General features: G+C 38.1%; 13 protein-coding genes. 8 read left to right on the top strand and 5 right to left on the bottom strand.

Annotated features, from left to right (window positions below):
- Positions 1 to 361 precede the first annotated feature (361 nt).
- From rpiA to FCS21_RS10460, 5 genes are all read right to left on the bottom strand, one after another.
- Positions 362 to 1,018, bottom strand: a complete 657-nt coding sequence (gene rpiA, locus FCS21_RS10480; protein ID WP_138623129.1) for a ribose-5-phosphate isomerase RpiA — start codon at positions 1,016 to 1,018, stop codon at positions 362 to 364.
- Positions 1,019 to 1,251: 233 nt separating this feature from the next.
- Positions 1,252 to 2,091 (bottom strand): 2,3,4,5-tetrahydropyridine-2,6-dicarboxylate N-succinyltransferase, encoded by an 840-nt coding sequence (gene dapD / locus FCS21_RS10475; protein ID WP_138623126.1) that lies wholly within the window; start codon positions 2,089 to 2,091, stop codon positions 1,252 to 1,254.
- A 79-nt stretch (positions 2,092 to 2,170) separates the two neighbouring features.
- A complete protein-coding gene (gene glnD / locus FCS21_RS10470) occupies positions 2,171 to 4,807 on the bottom strand; it encodes a [protein-PII] uridylyltransferase (protein ID WP_138623124.1) in 2,637 nt (878 codons plus the stop codon).
- A gap of 117 nt (positions 4,808 to 4,924) precedes the next feature.
- On the bottom strand, positions 4,925 to 5,713 hold the full coding sequence (map, locus tag FCS21_RS10465; RefSeq protein ID WP_138623122.1) for a type I methionyl aminopeptidase: 789 nt from the start codon (positions 5,711 to 5,713) through the stop codon (positions 4,925 to 4,927).
- A gap of 242 nt (positions 5,714 to 5,955) precedes the next feature.
- Complete coding sequence (locus FCS21_RS10460) at positions 5,956 to 6,576, bottom strand: DsbA family protein (RefSeq protein WP_138623120.1); 621 nt, start codon at positions 6,574 to 6,576, stop codon at positions 5,956 to 5,958.
- A 513-nt stretch (positions 6,577 to 7,089) separates the two neighbouring features.
- Here FCS21_RS10460 and rpsB point away from each other — a divergent pair.
- The 8 genes from rpsB to rseP all read left to right on the top strand — a co-directional run bounded on the left by rpsB (position 7,090) and on the right by rseP (position 15,050).
- Positions 7,090 to 7,818, top strand: coding sequence for a 30S ribosomal protein S2 (rpsB, locus tag FCS21_RS10455; protein ID WP_138623118.1), 729 nt, complete (start codon positions 7,090 to 7,092; stop codon positions 7,816 to 7,818).
- Positions 7,819 to 7,950: 132 nt separating this feature from the next.
- On the top strand, positions 7,951 to 8,799 hold the full coding sequence (gene tsf, locus FCS21_RS10450; protein ID WP_138623116.1) for a translation elongation factor Ts: 849 nt from the start codon (positions 7,951 to 7,953) through the stop codon (positions 8,797 to 8,799).
- 290 nt (positions 8,800 to 9,089) lie between these two features.
- The gene (pyrH, locus tag FCS21_RS10445; protein WP_138623114.1) at positions 9,090 to 9,833 is read left to right on the top strand and encodes a UMP kinase; all 744 of its coding nucleotides are present in this window, start codon (positions 9,090 to 9,092) and stop codon (positions 9,831 to 9,833) included.
- A gap of 77 nt (positions 9,834 to 9,910) precedes the next feature.
- A complete protein-coding gene (gene frr, locus FCS21_RS10440; protein WP_138623113.1) occupies positions 9,911 to 10,468 on the top strand; it encodes a ribosome recycling factor in 558 nt (185 codons plus the stop codon).
- A gap of 112 nt (positions 10,469 to 10,580) precedes the next feature.
- Positions 10,581 to 11,348 carry a polyprenyl diphosphate synthase gene (gene uppS / locus FCS21_RS10435; RefSeq protein ID WP_138623111.1) on the top strand — a complete coding sequence of 256 codons (768 nt, stop codon included), beginning with the start codon at positions 10,581 to 10,583 and terminating at the stop codon, positions 11,346 to 11,348.
- Positions 11,349 to 11,530: 182 nt separating this feature from the next.
- Complete coding sequence (locus FCS21_RS10430) at positions 11,531 to 12,394, top strand: phosphatidate cytidylyltransferase (protein ID WP_138623109.1); 864 nt, start codon at positions 11,531 to 11,533, stop codon at positions 12,392 to 12,394.
- A gap of 48 nt (positions 12,395 to 12,442) precedes the next feature.
- Positions 12,443 to 13,690, top strand: a complete 1,248-nt coding sequence (ispC, locus tag FCS21_RS10425) for a 1-deoxy-D-xylulose-5-phosphate reductoisomerase (protein WP_138623107.1) — start codon at positions 12,443 to 12,445, stop codon at positions 13,688 to 13,690.
- A 1-nt stretch (position 13,691) separates the two neighbouring features.
- Positions 13,692 to 15,050 (top strand): sigma E protease regulator RseP, encoded by a 1,359-nt coding sequence (gene rseP / locus FCS21_RS10420; RefSeq protein WP_138623105.1) that lies wholly within the window; start codon positions 13,692 to 13,694, stop codon positions 15,048 to 15,050.
- Positions 15,051 to 15,280: the final 230 nt, after the last annotated feature.

The raw sequence follows: 15,280 nt of genomic DNA, 5'->3' as shown, positions 1-15,280 counted from the left end.
TCTTTATACAAGGCAGAGTCTTTTCCAGTGGTTTTCCACATAAAAAGGCGATAACGCTGTAAAAAATACCGAACAAACCCTGTCCGAAGTATCCGGCTAAAAGCATTTTACTCATTGTTGAGTAGCATTTGCTTAGCATAACTAGGCTACACACGACTCGACGCGATTAAAACGCTTTTTCTCGAACAAAATTTAACCGCGAAAGTTCAACAGGCCCTAGTGTTTATTTTATTTTTAGATGGCTAGATATCTAAATTAGGCGAGATTAACATATCATATAGTGTATAAACTCTAAAGCGTTTTTTAAGTGCTTTGTATAAATATTCTTAATAAACGATTTTTTATTTAGATTTGTTATGGGTTATTGAATAACCTCTACACCTTTAGCACTACTTAACAAAAGTATATCAGCGCCACGAAGTGCAAACAGGCCATTAGTGACTACACCGACAATAGCGTTAATTTGAGTTTCTAGTGCTTTTGGATCGATAATGTCAAGGTTGTATATATCAAGAATAACATTACCGTTATCTGTGATTACGCCTTGACGATAAACAGGGTCGCCGCCTAATTTCACTAATTCGCGCGCGACATAACTACGCGCCATAGGAATAACTTCAATAGGTAACGGGAATTTCCCTAGTACACTTACTTTTTTTGAGTTATCAGCGATACAAATAAACTTTTTGGCTACCGCGGCAACAATTTTTTCACGGGTTAATGCCGCGCCACCCCCTTTGATCATAGCCATGTCTTGAGTAATTTCATCAGCACCGTCAACATAAATATCCAATACAGCAACACTATTTAAATCAAAGACCTCAATACCGTGTGCTTTTAAACGCTTGGTTGACTCTTCTGAGCTTGAAACAGCTCCTGTTATACTATCTTTTAATGAGGCAAGTGCATCAATGAAAAAATTAACGGTTGAGCCTGAACCAACGCCTACTATGGTGTTTTCTTCAATAAATTCTAATGCCTTGTTGGCGGCTGCTTTTTTCATTTCATCTTGAGTCATGTTCTATGCCTTTAGTAAAAAATTGCGGTGTAAAGTGAGTTTAGAAGCCTGTTAAAGGCTATACGCTAAGGATTATAACACTAAATAATTAGCTAGCTATAACTTGATAATTAATAAGCCGCTCTAATATTGAGAGGATAAAAATTAAAGGCAATAAAAAATCCACTATGCGCATTAAGTAATATAACGCCATGGTGGATTTTATTTTTACCCAAGCTTAGACGACTACAGCGCTACTCTTCAGTTACAGAGCGTAGCAGTTCATTAATGCCTACTTTAGCTAATGTTTTAGCGTCAACTTTTTTAACGATAATCGCCGCATATAAGCTGTATTTACCACAAGCTGACGGTAAGTTACCTGGAACAACGACTGATCCTGCAGGAACACGTCCGTAATGTACTTCACCGGTTTCTCTATCAAAAATACGTGTGCTTTGACCAATATAAACACCCATAGAAATTACCGCTCCGGCTTCAACCACAACCCCTTCAACAATTTCAGAGCGTGCGCCAATAAAACAATTATCTTCAATAATCGTAGGTCCAGCTTGTAAGGGCTCTAACACGCCGCCAATGCCTACACCACCAGATAAGTGCACATTTTTACCAATCTGTGCACAAGAGCCAACGGTTGCCCAAGTGTCAATCATACAGCCTTCATCAACAAACGCGCCAATATTAATAAAACTAGGCATAACCACCACATTCTTACCAATAAAACTACCCGTGCGTACACTTGCTCCTGGCACAACACGAACGCCATCGGCTTCAAACATGGCCTGCGTGTAGCCTTGATACTTCATTGGCACCTTGTCAAAAAAAGTACTTTCTGCACCATCGATTACTTGATTATCCCAAATACGAAAAGACAGCAATACTGCTTTTTTAAGCCATTGATTTACCTGCCAGTTGTTATCTGTTTTTTGAGCTACTCGTGCACTACCATTATTGAGTGCGGCTAAGGCATCAAGTACAGCATTTTTAATTTCACTTGAAACGGTTGCTGGCGTAATGTTGGCTCTGTCATCAAAAGCTTGCTCAATTATGCGGGCTAAATGTGTTAAATCTGTCATTAGGCGTTCCTGTTTAAAAGGTTGTTGGTGTTATTTAAATTGTGTCGCTTATTTATATCGTATAATTACCTGTCACTGGTTAATCAATCTCTTCTTTTAACCGTTTGGCTAGGGCTTTTTGTTCTTGAGGGTTTAATGCCTCGTTAGCCATAGTTGACACGGTAAATACATCATCAGCCTTTTCACCAAAGGTGGTTATTTTAGCAGAATGGATACTAATTCTTTCTTTTTGAAATACCTGACCAATATTGGCTAATAAGCCAGGTCTGTCTAAGGCGATTATTTCGATCATGGTTCGATTTTTTGTATGACCTTGAATAAAGTTCACCCGCAGCGGTACTTTAAACTTCTGCATGTGTTTTGATACTCTTAGCTCAGGTAACTCAAAACTATTTTCTTGCGCTAACCTATCAACGAGCCCTTGACTAATTTCTTTCGTGTAGAAGCGCTCCCTTAAGGGTTTATTGCGACTGTCGAGCACGATAAAAGTATTGACTGTGTAGCCAGTTTTAGTCGAAATGATTTTTGCATCATGAATAGAGAGTTTTTTAGTCACTAAAAACGAAACGATGCTGGCAAAGGTGTCTTTTTTTTCTTTGGTAAAAATAAAGACTTCTGTGCCTCCTCTGTAAGGCGTAGGGCTAATTAACACCAGAGGCTTTTCTCGACCGTGCTTGATTATGTGCTGACATTGCCTCGCTATTTGTTTTGGCGAATAACGTAAAAAATAGTCTACGCTAAATTCACGCCATAAAGCTTTAATACTTTTTTCATCGACCTTTTTTTCGGTTAATAGCGCTAAGGCTTGTTGTTGGTTTTCACGGATCTTAGAGCGTGTTTCTACGGGTTTTTCTAAACCATGACGAAAGGCACTTAAGGTATTAAAGTAAAGCTCTTCTAGTAAATTTGCTTTCCAATTATTCCATAAGCTTTCATTAGTGCCACGCATATCAGCAACGGTTAAACAATAAAGATGATTTAAGTGGGTTTCATCTCTAACAATTTCACCAAAAGAACGAATAACGTTTTCATCGTTAATATCACGTCGCTGCGCAGTAACCGACATAAGTAAATGATACTCTACGAGCCAAGCGACTAAGTTACTATCGTGTTTACTCATTTGGTGTGACAAACAAAAGTGTAATGCATCAACCGCACCTAACTTAGCATGATCACCACCACGTCCTTTGCCTATATCATGAAAAAAACCGGCCAAATAGAGTACTTCTGGTTTACGAATCTTTTGGGTAATATTACTACATAGCGGAAATTTATGATTATGTTCTTTTTGACTGAACTGATGTAAGTTCTTAATCACGCGATAAGTGTGTTCATCTACTGAGTAGGCATGGAAAAGGTCGAATTGCATTTGACCAACAATATTACGCCATAAAGGTAAGTAGGAACCAATAATACCGTGCCTGTGCATTAAAGTTAATGCTAGCCCCAAGCCACGTGGATGACGAAGAATCGCCATAAACATGCGTCGGCATTCAGCATAATCAATTAAGCCTGAAATAAGTCGTCTGCGGGCATTGCGCATTAATCTCATGGTGTGAGAATGTATACCTTTGATACCTGGTTTTTGCGCAATGATTAAAAACATTTCTATCATTTTTACCGGACGCATAAAAATTCTGTCATTGCGCGTATTAATCAATTTATCAACCAGTTCAAAATCCTGATTGATAATACTGACGTTACTTTGCTCTGGTTTTTTTATGATAGCTTGCTCAAAATGCTGTAATAGCATGGTATTTAATTCAGCGACTCGTGCAATGATCCGAAAAAAGCGTTTCATCATGCGCTCTACGGGCGCTTTACCTTCATCACCAAAGCCCATCATTTTGGCAACATCAGCTTGATAATCAAATAAAAGTCGGTTTTCATTGCGTCCAGCAACAAAGTGTAAGGCAAAGCGCATGCGCCATAAATAATCTTGTGATTCTAGTAGTTCAAAAAACTCATTGGGGTAGAGGTAATTATGTTCAACAAGTTCTTCAAAAGAGTCCGCGGAAAAGTGCCGTTTAGCGACCCAAGCGATAGTTTGTATATCACGTAAGCCACCGGGGTTAGCTTTTAAGTTAGGTTCAAGCGTATATGCAGCACCGCGATATTGTTGGTGTCTGGCGTCTTGTTCTTTACATTTTGCAATAAAGAATTTTTCAGACGTCCAAAAAACCTCTTCATTTAATAACGGCATTAATTGTTGGGTAAGGGTTTTATTACCTGAGACTTGTCGCATTTCTAATAAGTTGGTTGCTACCGTAACTTCTTTAATAGCTTGGTTTAAGCATTCTTTAATAGAACGAACGCTGTGACCAATATCAAGCTTTATATCCCATAACTGGGTAATAAAGTTTGATATTTTTTCTTCTAATGCTAGGTCAACGTGTTCTTGTGTTAATAATAAAATATCAACGTCAGAGTGGGGATGTAATTCACTTCTACCATAGCCACCTACTGCAATTAAGCTAATTTGATATTCATCAAGGTGGTGCTGACTCCATAGTTTGTTTAATATAGCATCAACAAAAACAGCGCGGGCAGTTAATAAATCACTGATATCATGTTCAATAAAAGCATCTTTTAACCATAAGGTAAAAGACTGGCTTAATTGAGCTATATCTTTAGTAGACAAAAAGTCAGCGTTAATAGCCAACTTATCAATAAAGTGCGGTGGAACTATATGTGCGAAGACGAGAGTATTAGTCAAAAGCTTACCTTTTTATCTACAATAATTAACCTAAATGGCTGTTGTTTTTAGTGGTAACTAATAAAAATAGCCTTGAATAACGTTATCATTTAATGCCGCTATTTAGTGTTGTCATATTTAGTTATGTAAAATACGCGCAATAGTTTCTTCTTCACGTAAGGTTAAAATCTCACAACCCGTTTTAGTCACTACAATAGTATGTTCCCATTGCGCAGACTTTTTACCATCAGCGGTATAAACAGTCCAGTTATCGGTTTTATCTAAACTGGTGCCTGCGCGACCTAAATTAATCATAGGCTCAATGGTAAAGCACATACCCACTTCCATTTTAGTGCTATCGTTATTTTTATAATGCATAATTTGTGGTTCTTCATGGAACTCTTTACCGATACCATGACCACAATAATCTTTAACAATTGAATAACGCCCAGACTTTTTAATAAATTTTTGAATGGTTGCGCCAATTTCACCAAAGGTAGCACCGGGCTTTACTTTTTTCAGGGCTAAATAAAGTGACTCTTGAGTAATACGACATAATCTATTGTCTTCAGCTGAAGCTTCTCCAATAATAAACATTTTACTGGTATCACCGTGGTAGCCATCTTTTATGACAGTAATATCTATATTAATAATATCACCATCAACGAGCATCGTATCATCAGGGATACCGTGACACACAACATGGTTAACTGACGTACATATAGATTTAGGGAAATGATGATAATTAAGTGGCGCTGAAATAGCATTTTGCTCTTTCTCTGTGTACTCAGCACATAACGTATTGAGTTCATCAGTCGTGACGCCAGCCTTTACATAAGGGGCTATCATTTCTAATACTTGTGCGGCTAACTTACCGGCAATGCGCATTTTTTCAATTTCATCTTGGCTTTTTATCGTGATGGCCATTTGTTATATCTCTTTAGGTTTGGCTAGTGATATTGTTCTATCACTTGCTATTTAATGTCTGTAACGTTATTTAGGTAGCGCCCTTGATACACAGCAGTATATATTCGCTGCTGTGTATCAAGGCTGCATTACAGTTCACAGAATGTTGTGAGCGTTTACGCTAATATATCGAGTTAGTATGTGTATGTTGATATTCTTAAGTAATTCTTTTATCCATTACACTTTAAGAGCTGTTAAACCACTTAAACGTACTTATCAAGCTCTACTTGTATTGCCTCAATAATAGTATTGGGCTCCTGTAAGTAGAGATTATGGTTAAGTAAAATAAGATCATCATCTATTGCTAATAACAATGCCGGTATTGCTTGTGTCCCTATAATGTCCTGTAGTGCATAAATTTCATGCACTTGAGCCATGGCATCATTAGTTAATTTACTTTTGTTAAAAACTTTTGCAGGAACAGATAATTTAAAGTCATCAACAATAGTCTCTAAATCAGTTTGTTCACTTAGCGCTTTACCTTTTGAAAAATGCTCCGCTTGTAAAGCATTTAATAAGGCTAATGCTTGTTGAGGTGTTTTTTCTGCAGCCCACGTCATTAAGTTAGCGCATAGGGTTGAGTCTTTTCCTGCTGATAACATAGTCATGTAATCAGGTGAGAAGTTGACTGTAGATAGTTCTTTTACTTGTGCTATTTGTTGTTTAGTAATGCCATTGTTATTGTCAGCATCTGAAAAATAAGCACAGTGCCATAAGTTAAGGGCTACTTCGGGTAACGATTGGTGTACTGCATTGATTAACGGAGTTGCTGCATAACTCCAAGGACAGTGACTGTCATAAATAAAAAATAATTCTGCTGCCATTTATTTACCCTACAAAAAATTAGTTGTTTTGTTATAACCGACTGACACATAAAACCAGCGCTAGCATTAAAAAAAACGAGTCTAGCTTGTTTAAATGTCAGTTAATTTTAACTTGTCTAGCGCCATTATACCAAGTTGTTTCACGAGCCTAAATCCCTAAATTGTCTTTTGAGGTAAAATCATTTTTAACTCGCTAAAGTTGCTATATTATGGTATAAAGTGCGGCGCTAAATTTTTAGTGAGCTATTTTTGTCTCAAATATTATTGGTACAAAACGTTTTATTTAATACAAAAAAGCTTGGCTTGGTTTGGTGACAATTTAAATCGACCATTTGCACACAAAACTTCAGTTTATAAACCTAAACTCAGTTTTGGCTTATGAGTCATTATTATAAACTCACATACATTTATTAAAGGTATACCGGGGTGCTCAGTTTTTGACGACAAGGTCAAAACAGAAGAGTCGTGTATATTTGGGTGTATGAACGCTTAACCCCATAAAGGAAAGAAAAAATGTCAAACGTTTCAATGCGCGATATGCTTAAAGCTGGTGTTCACTTCGGTCACAAAACTCGTTACTGGAATCCTAAAATGAAGCAATTCATTTTCGGTGCTCGCGATAAAGTTCATATCATCAACCTTGAACAAACAGTTCCAATGTTCAATGAAGCACTTGCTTTTGTAAACAATGTTTCATCGAAAAAAGGTAAAGTATTATTTGTTGGTACTAAACGTGCTGCAAGTGATGCAATCAAAGATGCAGCTATTAAATCTGACCAATTCTACGTTAACCACCGCTGGTTAGGTGGTATGTTGACTAACTGGAAAACAGTACGTCAATCAATCAAACGTCTAAAAGATTTAGAAGCTCAAAGCAGCGACGGCACTTTCGAAGCGTTAACTAAGAAAGAAGCGTTAATGCGTACTCGTGAAATGGAAAAACTTGATAAAAGTTTAGGCGGAATCAAAAACATGGGTGGTTTACCTGATGTTTTATTTATCGTTGATGCTGATCACGAGCACATTGCTATTAAAGAAGCAAACAATCTTGGTATCCCAGTAATCTCTGTTGTTGATACTAACTCAAACCCTGATGGTGTTGATTACATCATTCCAGGTAACGATGATGCAATCCGTGCTGTAACTTTATACTGTGACGCCGTTGCTAACTCAGTGATCAGTGGTCGTGAGCAAAACATCGTAGTACAAGCTGAAAAAGACGGTTTTGTTGAAGCTGAATAATCTCAGTTAACAATACGTTTATTTTCTATTGCCACAAGAGTTCGCTTTTGTGGCAACTTATTTAATACTTATGCCCACGGTTGATTTTATTAAGTCAATGTTGGGGATAACTGCAAACCGAGGAATAAACCCATGGCAATTACTGCTGCAATGGTTAAAGAACTACGTGAACGCACAGCTGCGGGCATGATGGATTGTAAAAACGCTTTAGTCGAAGCTGATGGCGACATGGAACTTGCGATTGAAAACATGCGTAAGAACGGTCAAGCTAAAGCGGCTAAAAAATCAGGTAACATCGCTGCTGAAGGCGCTATTTTAATTAAAACAGCTGAAGGCGTTGCTGCGCTAGTTGAAGTTAACTGTCAAACAGACTTCGTTGCAAAAGATGCTAACTTCTTAGCTTTTGCTAACGAAGTTGCTGATGCTGCTATTGCTTTACCGGTAAGCATTGCTGAACTACAAGCACAATTTGAAGAAAAGCGTATTACGCTTGTGACAAAAATTGGTGAAAACATCAATATTCGTCGTGTAGAATACATTAATGGTACTACCTTAGCATCGTATAGCCATGGCGCTACTATTGGTGTTGTTGTTGCTGGTGAAGGCGATGTAGAATCTCTTAAGCATATTGCTATGCATGTTGCGGCAAGTAAACCAGAATTCTTAACACCTGATGACGTTCCAGCTGATGTTGTTGCTAATGAAAAACGCATTCAAATTGAAATGGCGATGAACGAAGGCAAGCCTCAAGAAATCGCTGAAAAAATGGTTACAGGCCGCATGAAGAAGTTTACTGGTGAAGTTTCTTTAACTGGTCAAGCTTTCATCATGGAGCCTAAGAAAACTGTTGGTGAAATTTTGAAAGAAAAATCGATCACTGTTACTAACTTCATACGTTTAGAAGTGGGTGAAGGTATCGAGAAGAAAGAAGAAGACTTTGCCGCTGAAGTAGAAGCACAAATTGCGGCTGCTAAAGCTTAATTAGTGTGAATTACTATTCTTCATAGTTACTCTGCTAGCGTTATAGCTAGTCATGATAAGCTAATGAGAATTTATTATAAAAACGTCTACCTTGTATTAGCAAGTTAGGCGTTTTTTTATGCCAATTTTTAATATCTAGCTAAATAATGCATCATTAATAAATAATTAAAGGCAGATTTTACAGTTTATACTATCGTGTATCGGCTAAAAGTATTAAAATAGTCGAGGTCTTTTTGTTAGGACTATTTTGCTTACATTTTATTACTTTAACCGCGACAGGAACTTTCCCTATGACAACTAATCCAAAACCTGCTTATCGACGCATTTTATTAAAACTTAGTGGCGAAGCACTAATGGGAGACGAGGGTTTTGGAATTGACCCTAAAGTGCTTGATCGTATGGCCCAAGAAATAAAAGAATTGGTAGAAATGGGTATCCAAGTGGGTCTAGTTATCGGTGGTGGTAATTTGTTTCGTGGTGCTGGTTTAGCTGAAGCCGGCATGAACCGTGTAGTAGGTGACCAAATGGGTATGCTTGCTACTGTCATGAATGGCTTAGCTATGCGAGATGCATTACACCGCGCCTTTGTAAATACCCGTTTAATGTCTGCTATTGATTTAGCAGGTGTGTGTGAGCGTTATAATTGGGCAAACGCTATTAGTTTGTTAAAATCAGGACGTGTCGTTATATTTTCTGCTGGCACAGGTAATCCATTTTTTACTACTGACTCGGCTGCGTGTTTACGTGGTATTGAAATTGAAGCCGACGCTGTGTTAAAAGCAACAAAAGTTGACGGCGTTTATTCTGAAGACCCAGCAAAAAATCCAGAGGCTGAACTTTATAGCGAACTAAGCTATGATGCGGTGCTTGATAAAGAATTAAAAGTAATGGACTTGGCTGCGTTTACGCTAGCACGGGATCATAATATCCCTATTCTTGTGTTTAATATGAACAAGCCTGGTGCGTTAAAATCTGTCATCATGGGTAACAGTGAAGGTACCGTGATTTCACATGCAAAACGTGTTGAGACTTAAGTCAAAACTAAGGTGATTAAGTTAGGGAACATATAAGCCTAACTTTACTTAACTTATTAATATCTAGGAAAATTAACGTGATAAATGAAATAATTGAAGATGCTCAAGATCGTATGGGTAAAAGTATTGAATCTTTAAGAATTAGTTTAAATAAAATCAGAACAGGGCGTGCACATGCCTCGTTACTCGATAATATAGTCGTTGAATATTACGGTATGGATACACCGTTAAATCAAGTGGGTAATATCTCGGTTCCCGATGCACGTAACTTATCAATCACAGTGTTTGATAAAGGTATGATTAGTGCCGTTGAAAAAGCTATCTTAAAATCAGATTTAGGTCTTAATCCACAGTCTAATGGCACATTAATTCGTATTCCATTACCACCACTAACAGAAGAACGTCGTAAAGACCTTGTTAAAGTGGTTCGCGGTGAAGCTGAAGGTGGTAAAGTCGCTATTCGTAATATTCGTCGTGATGCTAATTCTGATTTTAAAAGCTTATTAAAAGATAAAGATATTAGTGAAGATGAACATCACCAAGCGGAAGAGTCAATTCAAAAAATTACTGATAATTTTGTTAAGCAAGTTGATGAAGTGTTAGTGAAAAAAGAAGCTGAATTAATGGAAATATAAGTTCGCTATATAAAGAACGCCAGGTTGCAGCTCTTTAGGCAACTGGCGTTTTTTATTAATAGCGCTCAATAGCGTAGATAATTAATGCATAATTGTTAAGTGGAAACTGCTAGTGGATAATTTAGAAGCCTTAGTTACCCAGCGTGAAAGTAAAAACATTCCAGAGCATATTGCTATCATTATGGATGGTAATGGCCGTTGGGCACAGTTACAAGGAAAAGGTCGAGTAGCCGGGCACAAAGCTGGTGTTGAATCAGTACGTGCTGTTGTCGCTAGTGCTCGAAAATCAAAAGTAAAAGCGTTAACGCTGTTTGCTTTTAGTAGTGAAAATTGGCAACGTCCAGCAAAGGAAGTAAGCGTGCTAATGGACTTGTTTATGTATGTACTTACTAAAGAAGTAAAGCGTTTGCATAAACATAATATTCGTTTTCAAGTGGTGGGTGATTTAAGCCGTTTTTCTGATAAATTACAAAAAAATATTGCTAAATCAGAGCTGCTTACCGCAAAAAATACTGGTTTAGTACTCTCAATTGCGGCAAATTATGGTGGCCGTTGGGATATAACCCAAGCCGCTAAAAAGCTTGCTAGTGATGTTAAGCAAGGGATAATGTCGCTTGCTGATATCAATGAAACTACACTAAATGAGCAAACCTGCTTAGCTAACTTGCCTACGTTAGACCTGCTTATTCGTACTGGTGGTGACTGTCGCATTAGTAATTTTCTTTTATGGCAAGCCGCTTATGCGGAGCTCTATTTCACTGATACTCTATGGCCTGATTTTAATGAGATACAGTTTGAAAAAGCAATAAACTGTTTTGATCAACGAGAACGTCGATTTGGTAAAACGGGCGAACAAGCAAGAAATGAACAAGTAGAGTAAAGCATAGTACAGCTGCACAAGTTAACAAAAAGCGACATTAACTAAAACAACCAATAATAACTAAAACAAACCAAAACGTACTATTAAAAAATAACAATAACATCATTATTAGCAGCAAGTCGTGTGGCATTATTATACGCTTGTCTGACTAGTGTATAGTCGATTACTAAAAAGGGTAGCCCTTGTTAAAACAACGCATTATAACGGCTTTAATATTAGCTCCAGCTGCAATTGCAGCTATTTTTTATTTACCCATTAACCTTTTTGCCGGGCTTTTAATGGCAATAGTCGCTATTGGCGCATGGGAATGGGCTCGTTTTATGGGCCTGGTTAAACCATTTCATCGAATTAGCTATGCTATTACTACCAGTGCTTTAACCGCACTGTTATGGTTTTTATTTCCTGTAGATGAAACGTGGTTAGTGATGACCGGCGTAACACATCAAATAACATCGATACTATGGTTAAGTGTTTTATGGTGGATTTTAGCGGCGTTATTTATGTTTTCATACCCTAAATCTAGTGGTTTTTGGGCTAATAATAAAGTCATTATCGCGTTGTTTGGTTGGTTAACGCTAGTACCTACTTGGCTCGCCTTTATGGTGCTGCGCACTAATAACTACTTGTTAGATGATTTTCAAGGCGCGCAGCTGTTAATGTATTTATTTATGCTGGTGTGGAGCGCTGATGTAGGCGCCTACTTTGTTGGTAAGTCTTTTGGTAAAAATAAGTTAATGCCCAATGTAAGCCCTGGAAAAACTATTGAAGGTTTTTTAGGGGGCGTTGCTTGCGCGGCTATATTAACGGTAGTTGTGGGCACCTCATTACAGTGGTCTACAAATGAATATATACTGGCTTTGTTAGTGACTTTGTTAATTACCTCAGTATCTGTGTTAGGTGATCTAACGGAGAGTATGTTTAAACGCCAAGCTGGCGTTAAAGACAGTGGCACTATATTACCAGGCCACGGCGGCATTTTAGATAGAATCGATAGCTTAACGGCAACTGCACCTGTGTTTGCACTTTGTTACCTGCTACTTGCTTGATAGTTTTTAATAATTAAGCATTTTTGATAAATAAATTGAGGTAAACACGTGTCTAAACGCCAATTATGTATTTTAGGATCAACCGGCTCTATCGGCTGCAGTACGCTCGATGTGGTAAGGCTTCATCCTACTCGGTTTAACGTGGTTAGTTTAGCCGCACATACCAGTGTTGATGAAATTTTTGCACAATGTATTGAATTTAAACCCCAACAAGTGGTTGTCGTTTCTCAAAAGCATGCGGACTTATTGTCAGCAAAACTCGCGAGTGTTGAGATTAGCGCTGGTGTTAGTCATATTACTGTTTTGTCAGGTGAGCAAGCGTTAATTGATATAGCCAAAAGTACGGCATCTGATACTGTCATGGCTTCTATCGTTGGCGCGTCAGGTTTGTTACCCACCCTTGCAGCAGTTAATGCAGGTAAACGCGTATTACTAGCAAATAAAGAAGCTTTGGTAACATCGGGTGCTATTTTTATGGCAGCAGTAAAAGCATCAGGTGCTACGCTTTTGCCTATTGATAGTGAACACAATGCTATTTTTCAATGTTTACCATGGCACCAACAAGATGACATTGGTGAATGCCAATTGATTGCTAATGGTATTAATAAAATATTATTAACTGGCTCTGGCGGTCCTTTTAGAACCAGAGCAATTGAAACGCTAGCGTCGGTAACTCCCTCAGAAGCTTGTTTACACCCTAATTGGGATATGGGCCGAAAAATCTCGGTAGACTCTGCCACTATGATGAATAAGGGGCTTGAGTTTATCGAAGCTAAATGGCTTTTCAATGTGCAGGCTGATGATATTCAAGTGGTCTTACACCCACAAAGCACTATACACTCAATGGTACAATATAAAGATGGCTCTGTTATTGCTCAAATGGGTAACCCTGATATGCGTACCCCTATCGCCCATGCCTTAAGTTTTCCTGAGCGTATTGAGTCGGGGGTTGCTCCGTTAGATTTTTTCAATACACCATCGTTTGAATTTCAAGCTGTTGACTTTGCTAGATACCCTAATCTTAAGCTCGCTATAGAAGCGTGTAAGCAAGGGCAAGCTGCTTGTACTGCGCTTAATGCAGCTAATGAAATAGCGGTTGCCGCCTTTCTCGACGAAAAAATAAAATTTACCGATATATTTAAAATAAATGAAACTTCTGTGAAAAAATTTGTCTCACAAGAGGTAGAGAATATTAACGATGTTATTGTTCTAGATAAAAAAGCGCGTTTATTTGCTCAATCATTACTGCATAATTTTTTGCCTCGCACTGCACTAACTCCACAGGATAGTAAGTAGCATGATGGACTTTTTATGGAACCTCGGGTCTTTTGTGCTTGCGTTAGGTATTTTAGTAACGGTACACGAGTACGGGCATTTTTGGGTTGCTAGAAAAAACGGTGTTAAAGTTGAGCGTTTTTCTGTTGGCTTTGGTCGGGCCATATGGCAAAAAACAGCCAAAGATGGCACAGAATATGTTTTAGCCATGATACCGTTAGGTGGTTATGTCAAAATGCTCGACGAGCGTGTTGATGAGGTTAAACCTGAAGATAAAGATAAAACTTTTAACGGGAAATCGGTTTATCAACGTATAGCCATAGTGGCAGCAGGACCCGTTGCTAACTTTATATTTGCCTTATTTGCCCTATATATTATGTTTTTAATTGGGGTACCGAGCGTTAAGCCCTTAATAGGTGCTATTGAACCAGGCTCAATAGCCGCACAAGCTAAGCTAAGCCAAGAGAGTGAAATTGTCAGTGTTGCCGGTTATAACACCCGAGATTGGCAAGAGGTAAACCTTGCGTTAATAGCCCAAATAGGCAATAAAAGTTTTGAAATTAAAACCAAGCAAGCCGATAGCCAATATATCTCTACCTTTACTTTAGATACCCAGAAATGGCAATTCTCACCAGATAAAGAATCGCCATTAACCAGTTTAGGTATTAGCCCTTATCGCCCTAAGGTACATAACGAGCTAGCTGTGATTGCCGATAACAGCCCAGCAGCATTAGCAGGGTTATTAGTAGGTGATAAACTTATTGCGCTAGGAAGCACTAAAACAAACGACTGGTTAACATTTGCGAATGAAATAAAGCACTTTCCGGGGCAAGAGGTCTTGATTACCATTAACCGCAATAACAGCATAATCACCTTACCCGTGACGCCAGATAGTATTGAAAGAGCAGGTATAACTGTTGGTTATATTGGTGTTGCGCCTAAAGTAGATGCTTGGCCAAGCGAGTTATTAATTGAATTAAGTTATGGTCCTATTGAGGCAATAAAAGAAAGTGCTCAGCGTACCTGGAATTTAACCAGTTTAACTTTCTCTATGATTGGAAAGTTGATTACTGGCGATGTTTCAGTCAAAAATTTAAGCGGCCCTATTGGTATAGCACAAGGCGCAGGTAATAGTGCAGGGCATGGTTTTGTTTACTTTTTAAGCTTTTTAGCGTTAATTAGTATTAATTTAGGAATAATTAACCTTTTACCACTTCCAGTACTTGATGGCGGACACTTACTCTATTATCTTATAGAGCTTTTCACTGGTAAAGAAGTACCAGAGAAAGTGCAAGAGGTCGGTTTTAAGTTTGGTGCAATAGCACTACTTATACTGATGGCTTTAGGATTATTTAACGATTTTAGCCGAGTTTTAGGTTAAGGCTAAAAAATTAGCCGTATTGCTTACATCGCTAATGCTTCTAGTTATCACGTTCATGTAAAGTGGCGTCAGTGATTAATGTAAAAACTAGCATTAAAGTTATAGGCTAAAAGTTGAAATTATACCTTGTGCATGAGTTATCGTCTTATAAGCTCGTTTTATAGGATAATGAACAAGAAGTAGAGAGGGCTAATAAAAAGCCTTTACGCTTACTAAGGTAGACTTTGAAT

The sequence above is a fragment of the Colwellia ponticola genome, from assembly GCF_005885605.1.
Lineage (GTDB): Bacteria > Pseudomonadota > Gammaproteobacteria > Enterobacterales > Alteromonadaceae > Colwellia > Colwellia ponticola.
The sequence above is the reverse complement of the archived record's forward strand: the minus strand, read 5'-3'. Positions and strand labels throughout refer to the sequence as shown.

Coding starts and splice junctions, on each gene's coding strand:
- rpiA (WP_138623129.1), bottom strand. CDS start 1,018: ATGACTCAAGATGAAATGAAAAAAGCAGCCGCCAACAAGGCATTAGAA.
- dapD (WP_138623126.1), bottom strand. CDS start 2,091: ATGACAGATTTAACACATTTAGCCCGCATAATTGAGCAAGCTTTTGAT.
- map (WP_138623122.1), bottom strand. CDS start 5,713: ATGGCCATCACGATAAAAAGCCAAGATGAAATTGAAAAAATGCGCATT.
- FCS21_RS10460 (WP_138623120.1), bottom strand. CDS start 6,576: ATGGCAGCAGAATTATTTTTTATTTATGACAGTCACTGTCCTTGGAGT.
- rpsB (WP_138623118.1), top strand. CDS start 7,090: ATGTCAAACGTTTCAATGCGCGATATGCTTAAAGCTGGTGTTCACTTC.
- tsf (WP_138623116.1), top strand. CDS start 7,951: ATGGCAATTACTGCTGCAATGGTTAAAGAACTACGTGAACGCACAGCT.
- pyrH (WP_138623114.1), top strand. CDS start 9,090: ATGACAACTAATCCAAAACCTGCTTATCGACGCATTTTATTAAAACTT.
- rseP (WP_138623105.1), top strand. CDS start 13,692: ATGATGGACTTTTTATGGAACCTCGGGTCTTTTGTGCTTGCGTTAGGT.